Annotated in this window: 23 protein-coding genes and 1 pseudogene; 16 read left to right on the top strand and 8 right to left on the bottom strand. The window is 71.7% G+C overall.

All coding sequences use genetic code 11. The annotated features are described in order from the left end of the window. Positions 1-67 precede the first annotated feature (67 nt). The 3 genes from AB6L24_RS22245 to AB6L24_RS22255 all read left to right on the top strand — a co-directional run bounded on the left by AB6L24_RS22245 (position 68) and on the right by AB6L24_RS22255 (position 1,630). Complete coding sequence (locus AB6L24_RS22245) at positions 68-550, top strand: hypothetical protein (RefSeq protein WP_405657681.1); 483 nt, start codon at positions 68-70, stop codon at positions 548-550. Further along, positions 547-906: a hypothetical protein gene (locus tag AB6L24_RS22250; protein ID WP_405657682.1), complete on the top strand. Its 360-nt coding sequence runs from the start codon at positions 547-549 to the stop codon at positions 904-906. Before AB6L24_RS22245 ends, AB6L24_RS22250 begins: the two co-directional genes overlap by 4 nt. A 106-nt stretch (positions 907-1,012) precedes the next feature. Further along, positions 1,013-1,630, top strand: a complete 618-nt coding sequence (locus AB6L24_RS22255) for a hypothetical protein (RefSeq protein ID WP_405657683.1) — start codon at positions 1,013-1,015, stop codon at positions 1,628-1,630. On the opposite strand, the gene AB6L24_RS22260 is transcribed toward AB6L24_RS22255, so the two are convergent. Continuing rightward, positions 1,599-2,264: a TetR/AcrR family transcriptional regulator gene (locus tag AB6L24_RS22260; RefSeq protein ID WP_405657684.1), complete on the bottom strand. Its 666-nt coding sequence runs from the start codon at positions 2,262-2,264 to the stop codon at positions 1,599-1,601. The two genes, AB6L24_RS22255 and AB6L24_RS22260, sit on opposite strands and share 32 nt — an antisense overlap. 308 nt (positions 2,265-2,572) lie before the next feature. Here AB6L24_RS22260 and AB6L24_RS22265 point away from each other — a divergent pair, with 308 nt between their 5' ends. The 3 genes from AB6L24_RS22265 (at position 2,573) to AB6L24_RS22275 (ending at position 6,397) form a co-directional block, all read left to right on the top strand. Then, positions 2,573-3,412 (top strand): SDR family oxidoreductase, encoded by an 840-nt coding sequence (locus AB6L24_RS22265; protein ID WP_405657685.1) that lies wholly within the window; start codon positions 2,573-2,575, stop codon positions 3,410-3,412. Between the two features lie 91 nt (positions 3,413-3,503). Then, on the top strand, positions 3,504-5,516 hold the full coding sequence (locus tag AB6L24_RS22270) for a tetratricopeptide repeat protein (RefSeq protein WP_405657686.1): 2,013 nt from the start codon (positions 3,504-3,506) through the stop codon (positions 5,514-5,516). A gap of 65 nt (positions 5,517-5,581) precedes the next feature. Continuing rightward, the gene (locus AB6L24_RS22275; protein WP_405657688.1) at positions 5,582-6,397 is read left to right on the top strand and encodes a phosphotransferase enzyme family protein; all 816 of its coding nucleotides are present in this window, start codon (positions 5,582-5,584) and stop codon (positions 6,395-6,397) included. A 69-nt stretch (positions 6,398-6,466) separates the two neighbouring features. On the opposite strand, the gene AB6L24_RS22280 is transcribed toward AB6L24_RS22275, so the two are convergent. Next, positions 6,467-6,886: a hypothetical protein gene (locus AB6L24_RS22280; RefSeq protein WP_405657690.1), complete on the bottom strand. Its 420-nt coding sequence runs from the start codon at positions 6,884-6,886 to the stop codon at positions 6,467-6,469. Between the two features lie 119 nt (positions 6,887-7,005). On the opposite strand from AB6L24_RS22280, the gene AB6L24_RS22285 reads away from it, so the two are divergent. The 5 genes from AB6L24_RS22285 to AB6L24_RS22305 all read left to right on the top strand — a co-directional run bounded on the left by AB6L24_RS22285 (position 7,006) and on the right by AB6L24_RS22305 (position 13,204). Further along, positions 7,006-7,782 carry a helix-turn-helix domain-containing protein gene (locus tag AB6L24_RS22285; protein WP_405657691.1) on the top strand — a complete coding sequence of 259 codons (777 nt, stop codon included), beginning with the start codon at positions 7,006-7,008 and terminating at the stop codon, positions 7,780-7,782. After that, complete coding sequence (locus AB6L24_RS22290) at positions 7,779-7,970, top strand: DUF397 domain-containing protein (protein ID WP_405657692.1); 192 nt, start codon at positions 7,779-7,781, stop codon at positions 7,968-7,970. Before AB6L24_RS22285 ends, AB6L24_RS22290 begins: the two co-directional genes overlap by 4 nt. Positions 7,971-8,017: 47 nt before the next feature. Continuing rightward, positions 8,018-9,376, top strand: a complete 1,359-nt coding sequence (locus AB6L24_RS22295; protein WP_405657693.1) for a DUF418 domain-containing protein — start codon at positions 8,018-8,020, stop codon at positions 9,374-9,376. Positions 9,377-9,488: 112 nt separating this feature from the next. After that, positions 9,489-10,964 (top strand): integrin alpha pat-2, encoded by a 1,476-nt coding sequence (locus AB6L24_RS22300; protein ID WP_405657694.1) that lies wholly within the window; start codon positions 9,489-9,491, stop codon positions 10,962-10,964. Between the two features lie 2 nt (positions 10,965-10,966). Continuing rightward, positions 10,967-13,204, top strand: coding sequence for an FG-GAP-like repeat-containing protein (locus AB6L24_RS22305; protein ID WP_405657695.1), 2,238 nt, complete (start codon positions 10,967-10,969; stop codon positions 13,202-13,204). A gap of 107 nt (positions 13,205-13,311) precedes the next feature. On the opposite strand, the gene AB6L24_RS22310 is transcribed toward AB6L24_RS22305, so the two are convergent. Beyond that, on the bottom strand, positions 13,312-13,935 hold the full coding sequence (locus AB6L24_RS22310) for a hypothetical protein (protein WP_405657696.1): 624 nt from the start codon (positions 13,933-13,935) through the stop codon (positions 13,312-13,314). A gap of 237 nt (positions 13,936-14,172) precedes the next feature. Between AB6L24_RS22310 and AB6L24_RS22315 the strand changes: the two are divergent. Continuing rightward, positions 14,173-15,653: pseudogene (locus AB6L24_RS22315) on the top strand (helix-turn-helix domain-containing protein). Between the two features lie 25 nt (positions 15,654-15,678). On the opposite strand, the gene AB6L24_RS22320 reads toward AB6L24_RS22315, so the two are convergent. From AB6L24_RS22320 to AB6L24_RS22330, 3 genes are all read right to left on the bottom strand, one after another. Continuing rightward, positions 15,679-16,206: an iron chaperone gene (locus AB6L24_RS22320; RefSeq protein ID WP_405663241.1), complete on the bottom strand. Its 528-nt coding sequence runs from the start codon at positions 16,204-16,206 to the stop codon at positions 15,679-15,681. A gap of 116 nt (positions 16,207-16,322) precedes the next feature. Continuing rightward, entirely contained in the window at positions 16,323-16,736 is a 414-nt protein-coding gene (locus AB6L24_RS22325) for a VOC family protein (RefSeq protein ID WP_087887669.1), read from the bottom strand. Between the two features lie 132 nt (positions 16,737-16,868). Continuing rightward, a complete protein-coding gene (locus AB6L24_RS22330; protein ID WP_405657698.1) occupies positions 16,869-17,381 on the bottom strand; it encodes a carboxymuconolactone decarboxylase family protein in 513 nt (170 codons plus the stop codon). Positions 17,382-17,395: 14 nt separating this feature from the next. On the opposite strand from AB6L24_RS22330, the gene AB6L24_RS22335 reads away from it, so the two are divergent. The 3 genes from AB6L24_RS22335 (at position 17,396) to AB6L24_RS22345 (ending at position 19,622) form a co-directional block, all read left to right on the top strand. Then, complete coding sequence (locus AB6L24_RS22335) at positions 17,396-17,971, top strand: MarR family winged helix-turn-helix transcriptional regulator (protein WP_405663243.1); 576 nt, start codon at positions 17,396-17,398, stop codon at positions 17,969-17,971. Positions 17,972-18,084: 113 nt separating this feature from the next. Then, positions 18,085-18,567, top strand: coding sequence for a Uma2 family endonuclease (locus tag AB6L24_RS22340; protein WP_405657699.1), 483 nt, complete (start codon positions 18,085-18,087; stop codon positions 18,565-18,567). A 62-nt stretch (positions 18,568-18,629) separates the two neighbouring features. Next, entirely contained in the window at positions 18,630-19,622 is a 993-nt protein-coding gene (locus AB6L24_RS22345) for an aldo/keto reductase (protein ID WP_405657700.1), read from the top strand. Positions 19,623-19,750: 128 nt separating this feature from the next. Here AB6L24_RS22345 and thpR read toward each other — a convergent pair whose 3' ends face one another. Then, positions 19,751-20,341 carry an RNA 2',3'-cyclic phosphodiesterase gene (gene thpR / locus AB6L24_RS22350; RefSeq protein ID WP_405657701.1) on the bottom strand — a complete coding sequence of 197 codons (591 nt, stop codon included), beginning with the start codon at positions 20,339-20,341 and terminating at the stop codon, positions 19,751-19,753. 17 nt (positions 20,342-20,358) lie between these two features. Here thpR and AB6L24_RS22355 point away from each other — a divergent pair, with 17 nt between their 5' ends. Beyond that, on the top strand, positions 20,359-20,892 hold the full coding sequence (locus AB6L24_RS22355) for a GNAT family N-acetyltransferase (RefSeq protein WP_405657702.1): 534 nt from the start codon (positions 20,359-20,361) through the stop codon (positions 20,890-20,892). A 108-nt stretch (positions 20,893-21,000) separates the two neighbouring features. On the opposite strand, the gene AB6L24_RS22360 is transcribed toward AB6L24_RS22355, so the two are convergent. Beyond that, positions 21,001-22,350: an MFS transporter gene (locus tag AB6L24_RS22360; RefSeq protein ID WP_405657703.1), complete on the bottom strand. Its 1,350-nt coding sequence runs from the start codon at positions 22,348-22,350 to the stop codon at positions 21,001-21,003. Positions 22,351-22,365: the final 15 nt, after the last annotated feature.

The following is a 22,365-nucleotide window of genomic DNA, read 5'->3' on the forward strand; positions in this document are numbered from 1 at the left end:
ACAGGCCGATGGACACCACTCTTGCGGGCGATGGCCGCCGGGAGACTTTCGAAGTACTTTCAAAGCCATGAGCACTGAGCGCGCGGCAGCCGTGAACTTCTCCGAGTTGGTGAACAAGAACAAGCAGACGCTGGCCAGGCTCAGAGACTCACCACGCCTGCTGCTCCACCGCAGGGACGGTGAGGACCTGGTGCTCACGACTGCCGCGCGGGCCGAGCAGGACCAGACGGTGGTGTCTGCAGCGACGCGCATGCTGGTCGCCATGGCGCGACGGGAGCCCGGCAGCATGGAACTGCTCTTGGACATACTGCCGGACGCGTTCCCCTGGGTCCGCTTCCTGCCGGAGACGGACGTCCACGCGTTCGCCGTCGAGTTGGTCGACACGATGCGTGCAGCCGAGTCCATCACCAACAGCGCCGCCGTCGCCCAACTCCTCATCGCCTGGCAGCACACGGCGGAGGTCCACTCCGACCCCGAGCTGCTGGCCGCTCTGACGCGGGACCACGACGCGGACTATGGCCGGGCGGCCGACCCCCGGGAGGCCGAGTGACTCCGGGGCGCGGCAACCGAGCCGCACCCCCGGCCCCCGAGGGTCACTGGGAGGTCCGCTTCGCCGACGCGGCCTCGGCGAAGGGCTGGGAGAGCCTGTGCCAGCAGGCCCGCGAGAACACGTACCGAGCGTGGATCTCCATGCGTACGGAACCCCGGCCCACGACCGAGACACCCCGTCACCATCGCCTCAAAGGCACGCTGGCACACGGCACTCACCGCGGGCAGACCTGCGAGCAGTGGCAGATCGAGGTGACCGGAGGCGGCCGCGTCTGGTACCTGGTCGACGCGGCGCGCGAGACCTGCTGGATCACCTACGCGGGGACCGCACACCCCCGAGCGACCGACCGTCGATAACGGCGATAGCGCACACCCCGGGGCGACACCCGCCTCCCCCGCGCGGCGGAGCCGCTTCGCCCCGGTGGGCGATTCCTCGTCTCGGCCGCCCCGCGACGCTGGACCCATGGCCTTCAAGATCTTTCACACGCCCCCGCAGGTCCCGGACACCGAGCGGCCCGTTCCGCGCTGGGCGACGCGGCTCGCGTACGCGCTTCCGCTGCTTCTGTTGCCGTCGTGCCTGTGGCGGCTGCCGTTCGCGGTGCACTTCGAGATGGGGCAGGTGCAGGATCTGGGCATGCCGCCGTACTGGGTGAGCGTCCCGTACGTGGTGGCGCTCAGCGTGCTGAGCGAGGTGACCGCGATCCTGGCCATCGGGCTCGTGCGGGGCTGGGGAGAGGTGGCGCCCGCCTGGATCCCGGTCATCGGCGGCAGGCGCGTGCGGCCGCTCGCGGCGGTCGTGCCCGCCGTCGTCGGCGGTCTGATCCTCACCGCGTTGTTCACCGACGTACCGATCGGCGAGCGCCGCAGGCTCTCACTGTTCGGCGTCACCGAAACCGTCGAGTACTCCAACAGTGCCTGGCAGGCGCTCGCCACGGTGTGCGTGTCGCCGACCGCTGTGTGGGGGCCCGCCATCATCGCCCTCGCCGTCGCGTACTACCGCCGCCGTCGCCCCGGCGCCACCCCCGCCGGGGAGCGCGAAGGCGCGCGCCTCAGCGCGCGGGCGTGTGAAGGATGCCGTTGATCAGGACGTTCAGGTGCCACGTGTCGCGGTCGCCGTGGGCGAACAGGGACGCGCGGAGTGCGGTGATCATGGGGTACTTGTCGGCGGGCAGGGACGCGTAGCGGCGGTCCGCCGCGGTGATGGCGTCGACCTTCCCGATGTCCTTGGTGTTGTGCACGCTCCGCTCGGCCGCCGCCGCGGCGACGTGGAGGAAGAGCAGGTCCACGGCCCACCCGGCCGTGGTGTCGTCGAGGCCGCCCTCCTTGAGCAGCGCGAGCATGCGGTCCAGGACGAGCAGCGCGTTGTCGCCGGTGGGGATCACCCCGAGGGCCACGGCCGCCAGTCCCTCGTGGCGGCTCATCGCCTCCGTAGCGGCGGCCATCAGCGCCCGGAGCCGCTCCTGCCAGGTGCCCTCCGCGGCGACAGGGACCTGCGCGAGGGCCGCGTCCAGCATGGCCGTCATGAGGTCGTCGCGATTGGCTACGTAGACGTAGAGCGACGCCGGCCCTGTGTCGAGCTCCTTCGCCACGCGGCGCATCGTCAGCGCGTCCAGGCCGTCGCGGTCCAGGATCTCCAGGCCGGTCCGCACGATGACGTCGCGGCTCAGGGGCGCCTTGGCGGGGCGCGCGCGGCGGCTGGTCGGCGGGGTGGTCATGGGGGAAGCGTAGCTGCGGGCGAACGCCGTTTGACACGAACAGCGTTCGTTACCTAGCTTGGACGTATCGAAACGAACGCCGTTCGTGACGAACGTCGGTCGTCAGCGGTTCTTCCTGACGGCGGTACGACGACGGCGGCACGACGACGGCGGGACTCGTTGGCCTCACGGCCCTCACGGCCCGCCCGACTCACCCGGCCCTCCCGACTCGCCTGCCCTGCCCGGCCCGCTCGGCCTGCCCGGGCCCGGCCCACCCAGGACCGGCCCGGACCACTCAGCCCTCACCACCCCAAAGGACCCGATCCCTCATGATCCTCATCACCGGCGCCCGCGGCGCCGTAGCCACCCGCCTCACCGCCCTCCTCCACGCCGACGGCCTCCCCCTCCGCCTGGGCTCGGCCCACCCCGACGACCTCGCCCCGCCCTCCGGTGTCCCCACGACCCGCCTCGCCCTCACCGACCCGGCCGACTTCCCCACCGCCCTGACCGGCGTGAAGACGGTCTTCCTCTACGCCTCCCCCGACCGCGTCGCCGACTTCATCACCCACGCCGAACAGGCCGGAGTCGAGCACATCGTCCTGCTGTCCTCGTCGAGCGTCCTCGGCCCCGCCCCCGAGGACGACCCGCTCGCCGCGTCCCACCTGACCGTGGAGAACGCCCTGTTGGCCTCGTCGATCACCACGACGATCCTCCGCCCTGGCTCCTTCGCCTCGAACGCCTCGGCCTGGGCGTGGCCCATCAAGGCCGGCCGCCCGGTGAGCCTGCCGTTCCCGGACGCGCACACCGACCCGATCCACGAGCTGGACGTGGCGGAGGCGGCCCGGGCCGTCATCCGGGAACTCCGGCACCACGGCGGCACGTTCACCCTGAGTGGCCCCGAGTCGCTGTCGTTCACCGAGCAGATCGACCAGCTCGCCAGGGTCACGGGCAGCCCGGCCTCGATCAAGCGGGTCACACGCGAGGAGTGGAAGGAGGAAATGGCGGAGTACATCCCCGCCAAGTACGCGGACGCGCTCCTGAACTGGTGGGAGTCCAACGACGGCAAGCCGGTAGCCCTGACCTCCACGGTCGAGGAACTGACGGGCCGCCCGGCGCGCCCGTTCACGACGTGGGCCGCCGACCACATGGCCGACTTCACGACCGGATGAGCCACCGCACGACGACCGGCTGAACCACCAGCCCCAATCTCCCCCGGGAACAGGGAGATTGAGGACACGCCCCCGACTACCGTAGGTAGGCATGACGGGCGACAACCACATCTCCGGCGGCGAGCAGCGCGACGTCATCCAGGCGCAGTCGATCGGGTCCGTCACATTCGGCGGGGAACGGGCCGGGCCGCAGCGGCAGCGGTACTTGCAGGACCCCGACCGCTGGCCGCGCGCCCGCGACTGGGACGCCCTCACGGCCGGGGCGCATCGGGCGCGGCCCGGCGAGGACGGCAGCAAGTTGCCGCCGTACGTCGCGCGGGACGTCGACGAGGAGTTGCGGGAGCGGATACGGGAGGCGGCCGAGGAGGGCGGGCTCGTGCTGGTCGTGGGCGACTCCACGGCCGGGAAGACGCGGGCGACGTTCGAGGCGGTACGGGACCTCCTGCCGGAGTACCGGGTGTTGGCGCCCCCGGTGGGCGCGAGGCTGCGGCCTGCTCCGGAGGTGCTTGAGGGCTGCGGGGGCCTGCGGTGTGTGGTGTGGCTGGACGACCTGGAGCAGTACCTGGGTCCGGAGGGGCTTGAGCCGGAGGTGCTAGCGGAGTTCGTACGGCTACGGGTGCCGGTGGTGGCGACGATGCGGCTGAAGCCGTACGAGACGTTCAGCGCGGGCGAGGACGACGGCGCCGATGCCGTGGGCGCCGCGCAGAGCTGGGCCGGGCTCGGGGCGCGGGTGCTGCGGATGGCCGAGGTGGTCGACCTGGAGCGGCTGTGGAGCGAGGGCGAGTTGTCCCGCGCCGGGGACAGTGACGACTCACGGATCGCGGATGCGGTCGCGCACCACGGGACGTACGGGATCGCCGAGTACATGGCGGCGGGGCCGGTGCTGTTGCGGGAGTGGCAGCGTGCGCGCCGGGCGTGCGGGCATGCGCGGGGGGCGGCGCTCGTGACGGCGGCCGTGGATCTGTCGCGGGCCGGGTTGCGAGGGCCGTACTCGCGGGGGTTGCTGGTGGAGGTGCACGAGCGGTGCCTGGCGGACGCGGGCGGTTCGGTGCTGCGGCCGGAGGGGATCGAGGAGGCGTTCGCGTGGGCTTCGCGGGTGCGGCTGGGGGTGACGAGTCCACTGGTGCCGGTGCGGGAGGGGTGGTGGTCGGCGTTCGACTATCTCGTGGACGGGGCGGAGGCGGCGGTGCCGGAGTGGGTGCGGGAGACGGCGCTCGCGCACGCGTTCCACGACAACGAGCGGGCGGGCGTGGCGACAAGCGCCTACCGAGCCGGCGTGTTCCACGTCGCGGAGGCGGGGGTGCGGCCGCTGGCGGACAAGGGCAACAGACAAGCCACATTCAACCTCGCAGTCCTGTTGGACCGGTCCGGCCGCGCCGAGGAAGCGGAGGCCCTCTATCGCCAGGCCCACGAAAAGGGCCACCCCGGCGGCACGATCAACCTCGCCATCCTTCTGAATCAGACCGACCGAACCGAAGAAGCCGAAACCCTCTACCGCCAAGCCCACGAGAAGGGCCACCTCGACGCCACGATCAACCTCGCCAATCTTCTGGCCAAGACCGGCCGCGCCGAGGAAGCCGAACTCCTCTATCGCCAGGCCCATGAGAAGGGCCACCTCAACGCCGCGTACAACCTCGCCCTGCTCCTGAGCCATACCGACCGAACCGAGGAAGCGGAAGCCCTCTACCGCCACGCCCACAACGGGGGCGAACTCAATGCCACACACAACCTCGCCAACCTCCTGAGCGAGGCCGACCGAACCGAAGAGGCGGAAGCCCTCTACCGCCACGCCCACGAGAACGGCCACCTCAACGCCACGTTCAACCTCGCCAACCTCCTCAATCGACTCGGCCGCACAGAAGAAGCGGAGACCCTGTACCGCCACGGCCACGACCACGGCGACCTCAGTGCCACGAACAATCTCGCCGTGCTCCTGAGCAAGACCAACCGAACGGAAGAAGCCGAAGCCCTCTGCCGTCACGCCCACAACAAAGGCCACCCCAACGCCACGCGCAACCTCGCCCTCCTCCTGGACCGGACCGGCCGCCCCGAAGAAGCCGAAGCCATCCGGAGCGAGGCCGCGGCCGGCAACACCCCGGACTGACGAGGCCCGTTTCCGTTCTCCGGGCCGTCCCGCACACGCGTCGACCCGGCGGTAGCGTGATCCACATGACGGCTGAGGGCGGGACGGCGGACGGGGAAGCCCTGGTCGGGGGCATGGTGAACGTGGGCGCGGTCTTCCGGCGCGGTGCCGTGGTGGAACGCCCCGCGCCGCCCACCGCACGCGCCCTCCACACCCACCTCCTCGCGCTCGAAGAGCACGGGTTCGACGCCGCCCCGAGGCCGGTCGGGCTCACCGCCGACGGCCGCGAGCAGCTGACCTTCATCCCCGGCGACGTCGCCCTGTCGCCGTATCCGCGCTGGGCGATGACCGAGACCGCGCTGCGATCGGTGGGAAGCCTGCTGCGGCGCCTGCACGACGTCAGCGCGGTCATCCCCGTCGACGCGCGCGCCGAGTGGCCCCGCTCCCTGTCCGACCCGGCGGGCGGGACGCTGCTGTGCCACAACGACGTCTGCCCGGACAACGTCGTCTTCCGCGACGGCCGCGCCGTCGCCCTGATCGACTTCGACATGGCGGCCCCCGGCCGACCGGTCTGGGACGTCGCCATGACCGCCCGCTACTGGGTCCCCATGCTCGACCCCGCCTCCGCGACAGTCCTCCACCCAGCAGGCCTGGACGCCCCGGCACGCCTGCGGATCCTCGCCGACGGCTACGGCCTCTCCCCGCAGGAGCGCGCCGAGTTGCCCGGCGTCATCGAAGAGGCCACCGCAGCCTGCCGGGCCTTCGTCGCCGGCCGAGTGGCCGACGGCGACCCCGTGTTCACCCGGGCGCTGTCCGAGAACGGCGGTTGGCAGCGCTGGGACCGCATCCAGGGCTGGCTGGCGGCTCACCGCGAGGTGTTCACAGCCGCGTTGTCGGACTGACGCGCTCAGAGGCCATGAGGCCGACAGGCCGAGCCTTCGCGGCCTCTCGCACAGAGCGCGATCGCACGGTCATCGTGCCGCAGCCAACACCCGCTCCACCGTTTGTCGCAGCAACTCCCCCTCCACGAACGGCGCTTCCCACGTCGGCAGCGAGCGCCAGTCCAGCGGCCAGGTGTTGCCGTCCAGGGCGGGTACGCCGACGAAGGCGACGCCCCGGCCGTCGCGGCCGAGAGCCCGGGCCCCGCCGCGCCAAACGTGCAGGGCGGCCGTGCCCGCGCGCAGGACGAAGTACATGTTCCGGGCTCCTGCGGCTTCGCGGACGATCGGGCCCGCCTTGAAGTCCGTGAACTGGATCAGTTCGTACGCGACTTGGTCGCCCAGGGCGCCGGGGATCCGGATCGCGTCGAAGAGGACGCCGGTGTGGCGCAGGGCGTGACCGTGGGCCGGGATCCAGGGGTGGACGAGGGTGGGGGGATTTTCCAGGTTCATGGAGCAAATGCTTACGGGCGCTCACATACTGTGACCAGGGCCTGGTGAAGGCCGTGCGATGTTGTGCACCTGGGGAGGACGCTGTGCACTCCGGTGAACGAGGTTCGGGGAACCTCAAGATGTTCGGCGCGTTGCTGCGCTTCTTCCGCGAGCGGGCCGGGATGACCCAGGACGGCCTCGGCGCGTACGTGAAGTACTCCAAGTCGCAAGTGGCCATGGTGGAGCGGGGAGAGCGGTCGCCGAAGGGGCAGTTCGTGGAGATCGCGGATGACGTCCTGGGTGCACAGGGTGCACTCTTGGCTGCCACCGAGGCGCTGCGGGTCAGCCATCTTCCGTCATGGTTCGCGGAGTACGCGGAGGAGGAAGCGAAGGCCGTTGCCCTGCACGTGTACCAGAACCACGTTGTCCCTGGGCAGTTGCAGACTGAGGCATACGCACGAGCGGTCTTCGACTGTCACTGCCCGCCACTGGACGACGAACAGATCGAAGCGCGCGTGGCGACCCGACTGGGCCGCCAGGAACTCCTGCACCGCAAGCCCGCGCCCATCGTCAGCTTCGTCCTGGAAGAGATCACGCTCACTCGCCCCATCGGAGGGCCACAGACCCTGCGGGATCAACTGCACCACCTGCTCGACGTGACCCGGCTCCGAAATGTCGAGATTCAGGTGATGCCGCCCACGCGCCAGACCCATGCGGGACTCAACGGGCCGATGACATTCCTGGAGACGGCCGAGCACCGGCAACTCGCTTACGTCGAAGGCCAAAGTGGCGGATTCTTCGTGGACGAGCAACCCGAGCTAGGTCACCTGTTCGCACGCTATGGGATCCTGCGAGCCCAGGCTCTAAGTCCGGAAGACTCGGCGAAACTGATTGAACGGGTGGCAGGCAAAGTATGAGCACCGGCCTGAACTGGTTGAGGAGCAGCTACAGCGGCGACCAGGGGGACTGCGTGGAGGTGGCCAGAGCAACCACCACGATCCACATACGCGACTCCAAGAACCCAACCGGTCCGATCCTCCACCTCCACCCCGCCACCTGGACCGCCTTCCTCGCCGCACACTCACCTTTGGGTAGCCGCACATAGCCGATCGGCTGACGCTCGACCGCGGGCGCCAGCCATAGCGTCGAAGCATGACCTTCGACACCGCCGCCGACGAGGCGACCCGTCCCGTGGCTCCCCGCCCGACAGGGGTCCGCGCAACCGAGCGAGCCCTCGCGCCGGACCTGGCCCGGGGCCTGATGCTGCTGTTCATCGCGATGTCGAACACGGCGTTCCATCTGTGGAATTCGGATTACGGGCCGTCGGGATGGCAGCCGGTGAACGGCGGCTGGCTCGACCACACGGTGCAGTTCGCGATGATCGTGGGCCTGGACCTCCGGATCTATCCGCTCTTCGCGTTCCTGTTCGGGTACGGAATGATGCAGCTGTATCTGCGCCAGACGGCGAGCGGGACGTCGGAGCGGAAGGCGGCCGCGCTGCTGCGCAAGCGGAGCCTGTGGATGATCGTCATAGGGCTGACGCACGCGGGCCTGCTGATGGCGGGGGACATCGTCGGGTACTACGGACTGCTGAGCCTGGCCCTCGGCTGGCTGTTCCTGCGGCGCGGGGACCGGGCGCTGAAGTGGTGGATCTGGATATCCCTGACGGTGACGGTCGCGGCGGCGGCGCAGCCGGTCGTGACGGCGGCGCTCCAGGGCGAGTTGGGCTCGCTGGGGGACGCGGGGGCGGACGCGGGCAGCGAGGCGTACGCGGCGGGCGAGGGAAGCTGGCTGGCGGCGGCGGGCACGCGCATGACGACGGCCTTCTTCCTGGTGGGCATGGCCGCACCGCTCGTGCTTGTGACCGGCGGCGGCTTCATCTTCCTGCTGGGGTTCTGGGCGGCTCGGCGCCGGATCCTGGAGGAGCCGGGCAAGCACCTGAAGCTGCTGCGGGTCACGGCGATCGTGGGGATAGCGGTCGGCTGGCTGGGCGGACTGCCCGCCGCGCTGGCGCACGTCGGCGCGCTGGACGTGCCGCCGGACGCGGAGAGCGACACGGGTGCGCTGATGGCGCTGAGGGACGTGACGGGCAGCGCGGCGGGTCTCGGCTATGTGGCGCTGGTGGCGCTGTTCGTGCACTGGTGGACGCGGCGGCAGCAGCAGCGGAAGGCAGAGCCGGGGCCGACGACACCGGCGGGCAAGCCGACGGCGGCCACCGCGGCCACGCCGACGACGCTCACCTCGACCCCGGTCGCCACCGCCATCACGGCGATCTCAGCCGTGGGCAAGCGCTCCCTCTCCTGCTACCTCACCCACTCCCTCCTCTTCGCCCCGATCCTCGCCGCCTGGGGCCTGGGCCTCGGCGAGCACCTGACCAGCGCGACCATGGTGCTCTTCGCCCTCGGGGTGTGGCTGGTGACGGTCGCGGGGGCGTACGCCCTGGAGATACGGGGGAAGCGCGGCCCCGCGGAGACACTGCTGCGGCGCCTGATGTACGGGAAACGGACGTGAGCGTTCCCGCCCATCTCCGCTTATCATCTGGCTGGATTTGATCTTTTGGCGGCTATTCCGGGCAACCGGACCTCCGGTTCGCCCGGTCCGCCATGGGAAGTGGGGGGACCACATGCGCCGCAGAGCGCTCACCGCGGCCGCCGTCTGCGCGGCCGCCATCGTCGGAACGACCGGACTGGCATCCGCCGCCCCGGCCGCACCGACGGCTGACGTACAGAAGAAGCAGAGCAAGCAGGCCAAGCCGGAGCGGCAGGGCGCTCAGGGGGGCGACAAGGCCGACTTCAACGGTGACGGTTTCCAGGACCTCGCCATCGGCGCCCACACCGCCACCGTGGGCGACATCGAGCGCGCGGGCGTCGTCACCGTGGCGTACGGCTCGGCGACGGGCCTGAAGTACGAGACGGCGGGCATCCTGAGCCAGGCCACGCCGGGCGTCCCCGGCGAGCCGGTCGCGGACGGGAAGTGGCGCGAGGTCAGCGCCGCGGGCGACCTGGACGGCGACGGGTACGACGACCTGGTCGTGCACTGGGTCGAGAAGAACATGGTGCTGTGGGGCAGCAAGGACGGCATCACCGGCGAGGGCACCACCGTGCCGCGCGGCGACTACACCTCGGCCTCGCCGAAACTGCTCGGCGGCGGCATGGGCGTCGGTGACGTCAACGGCGACGGCGTCGACGACTTCGTGAGCCGCGCCGCCGACGGCCGGTCCTACGGCGTCACGGCACTGCTCGGCCCGCTGAACCGCACCACGGGCAAGCCGGCCGGGGTGTGGCACCGCGCCGTGGACAAGGAGGACAAGCTCGTCATCGGCACGGTGTACGTGGGCGACCTCACGGGCGACGGCATCGACGACGTCGTGGCCAGCGGCGGCGTCGTCCTCGGCAACGGCAAGCCGGGCGGGTTCGTCCTCAAGGGCTCCGCGAACGGCTGGGTCAAGGGCAGCGAGTTCGGCGGCCCGTACGGGCGCGAGGACTCCATGCCCTCCGCGTTCGGCGACCTGAACAAGGACGGCTACCAGGACCTGGTCACGGGCTACGCCCGCCAGAACAAGGTCTATGTGACGTACGGCGGCAAGGACGGCGTCAGCACCACCGTGAAGTCCCGCGCGTACACGCAGGCCAGCGCGGGCGTCCCCGGCGCCGAGGAGGCGGGCGACAGGTTCGGCTCGTCGCTCGCCATCGGCGACACCGACGGCGACGGCTACGGAGACCTGATCGTCGGCGCCTCGTACGAGACCGGCTCCGACCCGGCCGCGACGGGCTCGGGCGCGATCACGGTGCTGCGCGGCGGCGCGGACGGGATCACCACGACGGGCGCCGCGTCGTTCACGCAGAACTCCCGCGGCATACCGAGCACTTCGGAGAAGGACGACCACTTCGGCGCCTCGGTGGCCGTGGTCGACTCGGGCGCGGACGGCGCCAAGGAGCTGTACGTCGGCGGCAACGGCGAGGACGGCTTCAAGGGCCGCGTCTGGAAGCTCGCCACCGGCGCCTCCGGTGTCACCGGCGAGGGCGCCACCAGCTTCCACCTCGGCACGGCCGGCGGCCCCGCGACCGGCGGCAACTTCGGCTACCGGATGGCGGGCTGACCATGACCAGCAGAAACAACAGAAGCTCCAGACCCAGCAGAAGCACCAGTTCGGCCCTCCTGGGCGGCGCGCTCATCTCCGCGCTCGCCCTGGGCACCGCCGGACCGGGCGCCCAGGCTGCCACGGCCACGGCACCCACCACCGCCGCCGAGGCGCCCACGCCCGCGAACGCCGTCCCGGCCGGGCTCGGCCCCTGGGCCGCGCCCAAGGAACTGCCCGGCGTCAGCGGCGTCGTGGACCTGAAGGCGACCTCGGGCGGCACGGTCGCCGGGCTGTTCACGCAGGACGGCAAGACGGTCCTGGCGGTGCGGCCCGCGGGCAGCACCACCTGGGGCGCCGCCGTCCCCGCGCCGGACGGCGCCACGCTCCAGCGCACCGACGACGGCGCGCTCTCCCTGCTGTCGTGGACGGCCGCGGGCGACGGCGGCAGCCGCACCCTGAAGCTGGCCCGCCTCGCCCCCGACGGCAAGGAGTTCGGGCCCGCCGAGGACGTCGCCACCGGCACGCTCGCCGGCGACTGGGCGCACCGGCGCACGCAGTTGACGACGTTCGCCACCAACGCCAAGGGCCACCAGGCCGTCGCGTGGATGGACGCCGAGCACCGCCTGACGGTCGTCGACCGCACCGGCCCCGACGGCCAGTGGTCCGCGCCCAGGACCCTCGACCGGCTCCCCGACCCGATCGTCCGCGACGACAACGTCTACAACTACGTCCTGTGGGACCTGCGCATCGCCGTGGACCCCGCGGGCACCGTCGGCGTGATCTGGGGCGGCAACAGCCACTACACCGGCGACGGCGTCGACCCGGACCCGTCGGCGTACAAGTGGCACTACAAGTACCTGGAGAAGCCCGCCGCCGACGGCTCCTCCTGGAGCGCGCCGCGCGACCTGCCGCAGCTCGGCGAGAAGCCGAAGAAGGTCGCGTTCGCCGCCCACCCGAAGGGCGGGTTCCACCTGCTCGCGGGCGGCGACTACGCCCGCAAGACGGCCGGGGCGGCCGAGTGGGGCGCGGTCGAGCAGACCGGCGTGGGGGCACGGGCGTACGCGCCCGCCGAGCTGCTCACCACCCCCGACGGCGACGTCACGGCGGTCGGCTTCATTGGCAAGGACACCCCGGGCGTCGCCGGCCGCCCCGCCGACAAGGGGAGTTGGGGCGCGACCCGCAAGCTCGCCTCGTACGTCGACTCCGACTCCCTCGGCGCGACGGCCACGGCGGACGGCACGGTCGTCGTGACGTACACGCAGAAGCGCTTCGAGCTGGGCCGCTCCGTGCGCGGCGACTTCGTCGCGCAGACCGTGAAGGGCGGTGACCCGGCCAAGCCGCGCACCCTCAGCGCGCAGACGAAGGACAGCACGAGCACGGGTCTCGCGGCGGTCGACGACAAGGGCCGCCCGGTGGCGGTGTGGGCGCAGCGGGCCGCCGACGGCAAGAGCACCGCGTACACGGCGACCACGGGCACCCGCGCCAAGCCGAAGTGGCACGACTACGCCGACGACTCCCGAGGGGACGTCGTGGGCCTGTCGTTCAGCGCCTCGATGAAGCTGTACACGGGCGACGCCACCAACCCCACGGAGACGTTCTACGCCTCCCCGTGGGACGACAAGACGCGTGTCATACCGTTCGGCGACGCCGACGGGGACCGCTGCAACGACCTGGTCGTGCGCCTTCCCGGCGGCGAGGCCCGCCTCTACACCCCGGTGTGCGGCGGCCTGCCCACCCCGGACTCGCCGTACCAACGCCTGGCCCGGGACTGGAGCAAGTACGACACGCTCCTCGCGAGCGGGGACCAGACCGGCGACGGCCGCCCGGACCTGCTGGCCCGCGACAAGGCCACCGGGAATGTGTATCTGTACGCCCACGACGGGGCGGCGGGTTTCAAGCCGCGAGTGAAGATCCGCTCCGCCTGGACCGGGTACACCCGCGTGATAGGCGCGGGCGACCTCGACGGCGACGGCGTCGGCGACGTCCTCGCCCTCGACAAGTCCGGCGAGCTGTGGCGCTACGACGGCCTGCGCACCGGCAAGCTCAAGGACCGCGTCCGCGTGTTCAAGGACTGGGGCGCCTCGTACACGGACGTCATAGGCGCCGGTGACGTCAACGGCGACGGCAAGCACGACCTGCTGGCGCGCGACACGAGCGGCCGCCTGTGGCTCAACGCGGGCAAGGGCGACGGGACGTTCGCCAACCGCGTCGCGTCCGGCGACGCGCCGTACTGGAAGCAGTGGGCTTCCCTGGGCTAGCCCGTTTCCTGACGGTCCCCTCCCCGGGGACATGACGGATACGGGGCCGTCCTCCCGCCCCCGCGACGGGAGGACGGCCCCGGCACCACCCCTCGAAGGGCCGCCGGTCAGTACAGCTTGTTGACGGCCGTGGTCGTGGTCTTCTTGAAGGCGGACACGGGCGCGTCACCGAAGTCGCCCAGCTGCGCCCACTGCACGACGGTGACGGTCCTGCCGTCCCGCCCGACCGAAAGCAGCGCGATGTCGGTGGCGCCCCCGGACGACTCGGTGTGCACGCCGCGGACGCGGGCGCCCTCCTCGACCGGCAGCTTGCCGTAGTCCCGGCCCTTGGCCTCGATGTCGGGCGAGCCCTGCTCGATGCGGTCGGCGCAGCCACGGATCAGGTCGTCGTAGTGCTTCGCCAGGGCCTTGGCGTGGGCGGACGTGTCCGCCACGACGGTCAGCTGCACGGCGTTGGTGTCCAGGCCGGTGCGGAACTCCCGGTGCCGGTAGTCGTAGGAGGGCACGCCCTCCGTGCTCACGCAGGTGCCGAGACCCTCCGGGAACCCGTCCTCGACCGGCCCGGCGGTCCAGGACGACGACGGGTGCGGCGGCAGCTGGGACGCCGAAAGGAACTTGGGTGCGGCGGCCTGCGGCGCGGCGCCTGCGGCCGGTGCGGTGAGGACCGTGCCCGCCGCGAGGGCGGCGACGGCGAGGGCGGTGCAGGCGCTCGTACGGATGCGCAAGGACATGGGAGTTCCCCCGAGGGTGAGTGCGTGGACGTGGATGCCGCGAAGAGGTCGACCGGTCGGCCCGGGTCAGATCGGTGCGGGCCTGGTCGGTGCGGCACCAAGAGCATCAGCGGTCGCGGCGGCCGGGCGCAACAACCTGCGGCGGTGGAACCATCCCAGCCCGTCTGACGTGCAGGTACATGGGGTGCCTGGGATACCGTCCCGGGCCGGGTGGGGGCGTACGAGGACGGGGGACCCGTGTCGGCACAGGACGACGGCGACGGCATCGACGCGGTGGCGGAGTTCGCGGCGCTGCTGCGGGAGCTGAAGGAGCGCACGGACCGGAGCTACGGCTCGCTGGCCCGCCGCCTCGGCATGAACACCTCGACGCTGCACCGCTACTGCGCGGGCGACGCGGTGCCGCTCGACTTCGCCCCGTGGAACGCTTCGCGGCCCTGTGCGGGGCGACCTCGGAACAACGCCTGGAACTCCACCGGCGTTGGCTCCTGGCGGTGGAGGCCCGCCGTCGGCCTCGTACGGCGGGAGCGGGCGCGGCGGTGGAGGGCACCGCCGACCCGGATGCGGGAGTGGAGGGCGCCGCCGAAGCGGACGCGGAGCCGAAGGCCGACGGCGGCCCGGTCGCCACGCCGGACACGGAGCCAAAGCCCACCAGCGGCCCGGTCGCCACGCCGGACACGGAGCCAAAGCCCACCAGCGGCCCGGTCGCCGAAACGGACCCCGACGCCGGACCGCCCGGACCGCCCGACGCGCCCTCGCCCCCGCACCGCCCCTGGTACCGCCGCAGACGTCTCGTCGTCGCGCTGGCCTCCGCCTGCGCCGTCCTCGCGACGCTCGGGGCCTTCTCCGTGCTGCCGGACGGGCGGCGGGCGTCCGCCGACGGCCCCGACCGGGGCGCCGGTACGACGGAGGCCGCGGCGCCGGAGCGGCGGGGCGGCGCGCCCGACCCGGACGACACCGCCCCCGACGCCGAGCGGCCCTCCGGCTCCGCCGCCCCGAAGAACTCCAAGAACTCGAAGGACTCGAAGGACGCGAAGAAGAAGCAGGGCACCTCTCGCCCGCCCGGCGCGACCTCCACCCCGCCCCGCGGCGAGAAGCCCGCCGGGCAGCCCCTCACCTGGTCCGTCAACTCCCAGGCCTGGAAGCTCGGCTGCGACCACGACTACGTGGTCGCCAAACCGCCGAGCCAGGTCCCCCCTCCCCCGGTCCCGCAGGACGCGGCGCCCTGGGCGGCGACGCAGGGCGCGGTGCACGGCGGCGAGACGCTCGTCCAACTGTCGGTGCAGGGCCGCAGCGACACGGCCGTCGTACTGGAGGCGCTGCGCGTGCGCGTGGTCGGCCGTACGACACCGGTCAAGGGCAACGCGTACGCCATGGACGGGGGATGCGGCGGTGCGGTCACTCCCCGGTCCTTCGCCGTGGACCTGGACAAGGACCGCCCCCTCGCCCGCGCGGTCGCAGGGAACGACTCCGGCACGCCCATCCCGGCCGTCCGCATGCCCTACCGCGTCTCGGCGAAGGACCCCGAGGTCCTGCTGGTCACGGCCGGGACCAGCTCGTGCGACTGCCGCTGGTACCTGGAGCTGGACTGGTCCTCCCAGGGCCACAAGGGCACCGTGCGCGTCGACGACGACGGCCGCCCGTTCCGCACCAGCGCCATCAAGGGCCTGCCCCGGTACGCGTACGACACCGCGGGGCGCCGGTGGGGGAGCTACAGCTGAGGACGGGGCGCGTCCGGCGGGCGCCTCAGCCGACGGCCGTCTTGACGAGCTGCCCGATGCGGGCCTCGTCGGCGGCGGTCAGCTCCGTCAGGGCGAAGACGGTCGGCCACATGGTGCCGTCGTCGAGGCCGGTGGCCTCGTCGCTGAAGCCCAGCGTGGCGTAGCGCGACTTGAACTTGTGCGCGGCCTGGAAGAAGCACAGGACCTTGCCGTTCCTGGCGTACGCGGGCATGCCGTACCAGAGCTTCGGCGTCAGCTCCGGCGCGTTCGCCTTGACGATCACGTGGACGCGGGCCGCGAGCACCCGGTCCGCCTCCGGCATCTCGGCGATCTTCGCGAGCACGTCGCTCTCGCCGTCCGCCTTGGCCGCCTTGGCCGAGCGCGGGCCGCGCCGCGAGGAGGTCTTCAGCTCCTTGGCGCGCTCCTTCATGGCGCTCCGCTCGTCCTCGGTGAACCCCTCGTGCTTCTCGGCGGCCCCGGCGTTCTCGGTCGTCCCGGTCTTGCCGATGTTCTCGGTGACGGCGCTCTTGGTGGTCTTCCTCGTGGCGGCCATGACAGTTCCCCTCTCGTTGGACCCGCTGATCTCGTCGTTGGACCCGCTGTTCTCGCCTGCGACGTACGCGGCGGTGAGCGCGCGTGACCACTCGGGACGGCACATGGGACGCCCCCTCAGCCCTGGAGTTCCTGGATGCGGATGAGGTTGCCCGCGGGGTCGCGGAACGCGCAGTCGCGCACGCCGTAGGGCTGCTCCGTGGGTTCCTGGACGACCTCGGCGTCGGCGGCCTGGACCTTCGCGAAGGTGCCGTCGAGGTCGTGGGTGGCGAGCAGGATCCAGCCGTACGTGCCCTTGGCCATCATCTCGGCGATGACCCGGCGCTCGTCCTCGGTGATCCCGGGGTCGACGGCGGGCGGCGCGAGCAGGATGGACGTGTCGGGCTGGCCGGCGGGGCCGACGGTGATCCAGCGCATCGCGCCCTCGCCGACGTCGGTGCGGACCTCGAAGCCGAGGGCGTCGCGGTAGAAGGCGACGGAGGCGTCCGGGTCGGTGTGCGGAAGGGCCGTGGTGTGAATGGTGATGTCCATGTCCGTCATTTAACTGCGGCCCGGTGACCGGCGCTTCTCGAATCCTGACCAGTCACCGGGCCGCAGTCGGACGACACTCGGATGGCGCTCGGGGAGCGCTCAGACAGGGCTCAGACAGGGCTCAGACAGGGCTCACACGGCGCCCGTGAGCCGGTTCGCGAGGGTCGACATCGTGTACGTACCGATGCCCATGACGACCTCAAGGGCGTTGCGCTCCGTGTAGCCGTGCGCGAGGAACGCCTTCACGTCGGCGTCGTCCACACCCCCGGCACGCTCGACGACCCGGAGCGTGAACTGCCGTACGGCTTCGAGGCGTTCGTGGCCCTCGGGCAGCTCCCCGCCCTCGCGGAGCGTGGCCACGAGCGCCGCGTCGGCGCCGAGCTTGCACAGCTTGCCGGTGTGCAGGGTGACGCACACGTGGCAGTCGTTGCGCACGGCGATCGTCATGATGACGGTCTCGCGGGCCAGCGGGTCCAGCGTCGTGCGCTCGAACTTCGCGCTCAGCTCCAGGAAGCCGGTGAGCAGTTCGGGTGAGGCGGCGAGCTTGGCGACGGCGTCCGGCAGTACGCCGAAGGCGCGTACGACGTCCTCCATGGCGGCCCGGGATCCTTCTGGCGCGGTCTCCACGGTGTGTGCGGCGAACATCCCGTCCCCCTAAAATAGACAACATGGTTGACGACAAGAAGGTAAACCAGGTTGTCGAAAAAGGGAAGGGGTCGACTCGCCCCGAGCAGAGGACGGCGAGGGCAGGGGCTTCCGCGGCCCCCGCCCCGGACCGCCCCGGCTACGAGCTGCCCCTCCTCCTCTTCGCCGGTTTCCGCACCCTCATCGACCGCCTGCACGCCGAGCTGGCCCGCCAGGGCCACCCCGACCTGCGCCCCGCGCACGGCTTCGCGATGCAGGCCGTGGGAGCGGGCGGGGCGAGCGCCAGCGAGATCGGGCGGCGGCTCGGCGTGACCAAGCAGGCGGCGGGCAAGACCGTGGACCGCCTGGTCGCCCTCGGGTACGCCGAGCGCGCCGACGACCCGGCCGACGCCCGCCGCAAACTGGTCCGCCTCACCCCGCACGGCCTGGACGCCCTGGCCCGCTCGGCGGCGGTCTTCGACGAGCTGCGGGCGGAGTGGACGCGGGCGCTCGGCCCGGACCGCGTCGGCGCCCTGGAGGACGACCTGCGGGCGGTCGTCCCGCCGGAGGCGTTCCGACTGGACGCGGCGGGGTGGCTGGGCGGGGCGTGACGCCTCGGCCACGCGTCACGTTATGCCTCCGGGGTCGTGCACAGCGGTCCCCGCGCAGGAGGGGGAGAACCATGGCCGGAGTCCAGGATTTACACCGGGCTCTCATGTGGAGGGTGCTCGCACGCCGGGGCTACCGCACGCAGATCGTCGACCACTGCGTGGTCATCGCGCCGGAGCGCGCGGACCACGTTCGGATCATCCGGAACCTGGCCGCCCAGTTGGGAGTGGGCCCTCCCAGGAGGTCCGGTGTCCGGGCCTTCCAGGTCACCCTGCCTGAGTACGAGGACTTCCTCTTGCCCGACGTGGTCCGCTACCGGGCCGACGCGGCCTCTCCCTGGAGCCACCAGGACATCGAGATCATCGCCGAAGTCGTCAGCAAAGCCACCCACTACATGGACTACGGCCCGAAGCTGGCCGCCTACGCCACCTCGAAGATCCCGCTCTACCTCGTCGTCGACCCGGACACGAAGCGAAGCCACCTCTACTCGGCTCCCAAAGGCAGCGACTACGCGCGACGGCTCACGGTCACCTTCGGTGAGGAGATCCATACCCCCATGGGCCTCACCCTCAACACCTCCGACTTCTCCCGCGACTGAACCACCCCCCTCCCCCACACCCCCTTGCCTAGAGCCCACTCCACCCCGTTGGCTAAGACCCCATGAAGTACACGCAGCTGGGACGCACCGGACTCAAGGTCAGCCGCCTCACTCTCGGCACGATGAACTTCGGGCCGCAGACCGGGGAGGCGGAGAGTCACGCGATCATGGATGCCGCGCTCGCCGCGGGCATCAACTTCTTCGACACCGCCAACACCTACGGCTGGCACGAGAACAAGGGCCGCACCGAGGAGATCATCGGCACCTGGTTCGCGCAGGGCGGCGACCGACGCGACAAGGTCGTCCTCGCCACGAAGGTGTACGGGAACATGACGCCGGACGGCGTCGCCCCCTGGCCGAACCACGACAAGCTCTCGGCGGTCAACATCCGCCGCTCCGTGGAGGCCTCCCTCAAGCGCCTGCAGACCGACTACATCGACATCTACCAGTTCCACCACATCGACCGGAACACCCCGTTCGAGGAGATCTGGCAGGCCGTCGACGTCCTCGTCCAGCAGGGCAAGATCCTGTACGCGGGCTCCAGCAACTTCCCCGGCTACAAGATCGCCCAGGCGAACGAGCTGGCCGCCCGCCGCGGCAGCTACGGCCTGGTCACCGAGCAGTGCCTCTACAACCTCGCGGAGCGCCGCGCCGAGATGGAGGTCCTGCCCGCCGCCCGGGACTACGGCCTCGGCGTCATCCCCTGGTCCCCGCTGCACGGCGGGCTGCTCGGCGGCGTCCTGAAGAAGGAGGTCGAGGGCTCACGCCGCGCCTCGGGCCGGGCCGCGTCCGCCCTCACCGACCCGGCGACGCGCGCACAGGTCCAGGCGTACGAGGACCTGCTCGACAAGCACGGCCTGCACCCCGGCGAGGTCGCCCTGGCGTGGCTGCTCACCCGCCCCGGCGTCACCGGACCCATCGTCGGCCCGCGCACCGCGGAGCAGCTCGACTCGGCCGTGCGCGCCGTCGAGCTGAAGCTGAGCAAGGACGTGCTGCTGTCGCTCGACGAGATCTTCCCGGGCCCGGGCCCGTCACCGGAGGCCTTCGCCTGGTAGGGGATCGTCGCCCTCGCGGCGGCCTCGGCTACTGGCCGAGCGCCGCCGCGAGCGCCACGACGACGAACATCAGCACGAGCACACCGGCCATGATCCGGTTCCTGGTCTTGGGGTTCACGCCATCGAGGTTAACCGGCCGCGTCCGCGTCCTTCGCGGCGCCTCCCAGCGGCCATCGCCCCACCGCCTCGTACCGGGGCCGCTCCCCCGGCACCCCGCTCGTCGGCAGATTGCTGCGCACGAGCACCAGCTCGGACACGGTCCAGGGGGTGCCGGCGAAGGCGCCGAGGGCCGCCACGTACGGCGTGAAGTCCGCGTCGCCGCGCGAGCGGGCCAGCGTCAGGTGCGGGCGGTAGGGCCGGTGCTCGGTCATCGTGACGCCCGCCTTCCGCGCGGCCGCCTCCGCCCGGCCCGCCAGGATCCGCAGCTCGGCGACCGCGCCGCCCGCCCCGGCCCACAGTGCCCGGCCACCGAAGTGACCACCGCCGCGCAGCGACAGCGCGAACGGCGCCGTGCGCCGCGCCGCCCGCTCCATGCGCTCGCACACCCCGGGCACCACCTCGTCGTCCACCTCGGCCAGGAACGCCAGCGTGAAGTGCCAGTTCTCCCGGCTCGACCACCGCACCCCGTCGGGGCCCGGCAGCTGCTTCAACCCCGCCACCACACCGGCCAGTTCGTCCGCCACCGGCTCCGGGGGCAGCACCGCCGCGAAAAGTCTCATGCGACTAGCCTGCCTCCATGGACGCTTTGGATCACTCCGATTCCGTACGCATACGCGCCGCCGGACCCGCCGACGTCCCCGCCTTCCTCGGCATCCTCGACAGCGCCGTCGCCTGGCTGGTCTCCCGGGGCCACACGAAGCAGTGGGGCACCGAGCCGCTGTCGCGGAACCCGAAGGTCGTCGAGGCGATCGAGAAGTACGTGGCCACCGGCTCGCCGTGGATCGCCGAGGTCGGCGGGGAGCCCGCGGGGATGCTGATGCTCACCGACGGCCCCGGCTCCTACATCCCCCCGGTCGCCGAGCCCGAGCAGTACGTCCACTACCTGGCCACCGACCACCGCTTCGGCGGCCTGGGCGTGGGCCGCGCCCTCCTGGCCCACGCCGCGGCCGAGACCCGGAGGAAGGGCATCTCCCTGCTCCGGGTCGACTGCTACGCGGGCAACGAGGGCCGCCTCGTCGCGTACTACGAGAGCAACGGCTTCGTGCGGACGGAATCCTTCACGGAGAAGGACGGCACGTGGCCGGGCCAGGTCCTGGAACGCCGCGTGTGACTCCCGGCCTGGCTGGGGCCCCGTAAGGGGCGCGGGGAACTGCGCGACAAGCCCCCACCGAGCAGCAGCCCGACAAGAACGCGCAGTCCCCCACCATCCGCTACGCCGCTACGCCGCAGGCGCCAACTCCCGCTCCCGGGCGACAAACTCCACGTGGGTGCGGCCCCGCCGAAGGTCCACCTTCAACCGGAGATTCGCCGCGCGCGCCAGCATCAGGCCGACCCCGAGCGCGGCGACAGCCACGATCAGCCCACCCAGAGCAAAGCTCACGCGCACCCCGTACGCATCGGTGAGCCACCCGAACAACGGCCCCCCAAGGGGCGTACCCCCCACGAACACCATCATGAACAGACTCATCACCCGCCCCCGCATCTCGGGGTCGGTGGCCATCTGCACCGAGGAGTTGGCGGTGACGTTGACGGTGAGCCCGATCGCGCCGACGGGCACGAGCAGCGCGGCGAAGACGTAGGCGTTGGGCACCGCGGCGACGGCGATCAGCGCGACGCCGAACAGACCGGCCGCGCCCGCGAGCATCCGCAGCCGCGAGGACCGCCGCCGCGCGGCGAGCAGCGCCCCGATCAGCGACCCGGCCCCCATCAGCGTGGTGAACAGGGCGTACATGCCGGAGCCGCCGTGGAAGACGTCGTCGGCGTACGCGCTCAGCCAGATCGGGAAGTTGAAGCCGAACGTGCCGATGAAGCCGATGAGGACGATCGGCCAGATCAGCTCCGGGTGCCGGGAGACGTAGTTCAGGCCCTCGCGGAGCTGCCCCTTGCGGCCGCGCGGCGCGAGCGGGCTGCGGGTCAGCTCGGCGGTGCGGATGAGCAGGAGTCCGGTCAGCGGCGCGAGGAAGGACAGGCCGTTGGCGAGGAACGCCCAGCCGGGGCCGACGGCGGCCGTGACGAGGCCCGCGACGGCCGGGCCGATGAGGCGCGCGGACTGGAAGTTCGCGGAGTTCAGCGAGACGGCGTTGCGGAGCTGGTCGGGGCCGACGAGCTCGGACACGAAGGACTGCCGGGTCGGGTTGTCGACGACGGTCACCAGGCCGGTGAAGAACGCGGTGACGTAGACGTGCCAGACCTGGACGTGGCCGGAGAGCGTCATCGCGGCCAGGAAGAGGCCGCCCATGCCCATGGCGCCCTGGGTGAAGAAGAGCAGGTTCCGCTTGGCGAACCGGTCGGCGATGACGCCGCCGTACAGGCCGAAGAGCAGCATCGGCAGGAACTGCATCGCGGTCGTCACACCGACGGCGGCGGACGAGCCGGTGAGGCTCAGGACCAGCCAGTCCTGGGTGATGCGGGCCATCCAGGTGCCGGTGTTGGAGACGGCGGCTCCCGCTGCGAACAGCCGGTAGTTCCGGATGCGCAGGGAGCTGAACATCGTGGTCTTGTGAGGGCGGACGGTTTGGTCGAGGGCGGTTGGTGCGGGGGCGGAGTCTGCTCCGGATCCCGTACTCAAAAGGGTTCGCCTCCT

The organism is Streptomyces sp. RK9 (assembly GCF_045070545.1).
Taxonomy (GTDB): Bacteria; Actinomycetota; Actinomycetes; order Streptomycetales; family Streptomycetaceae; genus Streptomyces; species Streptomyces alboflavus.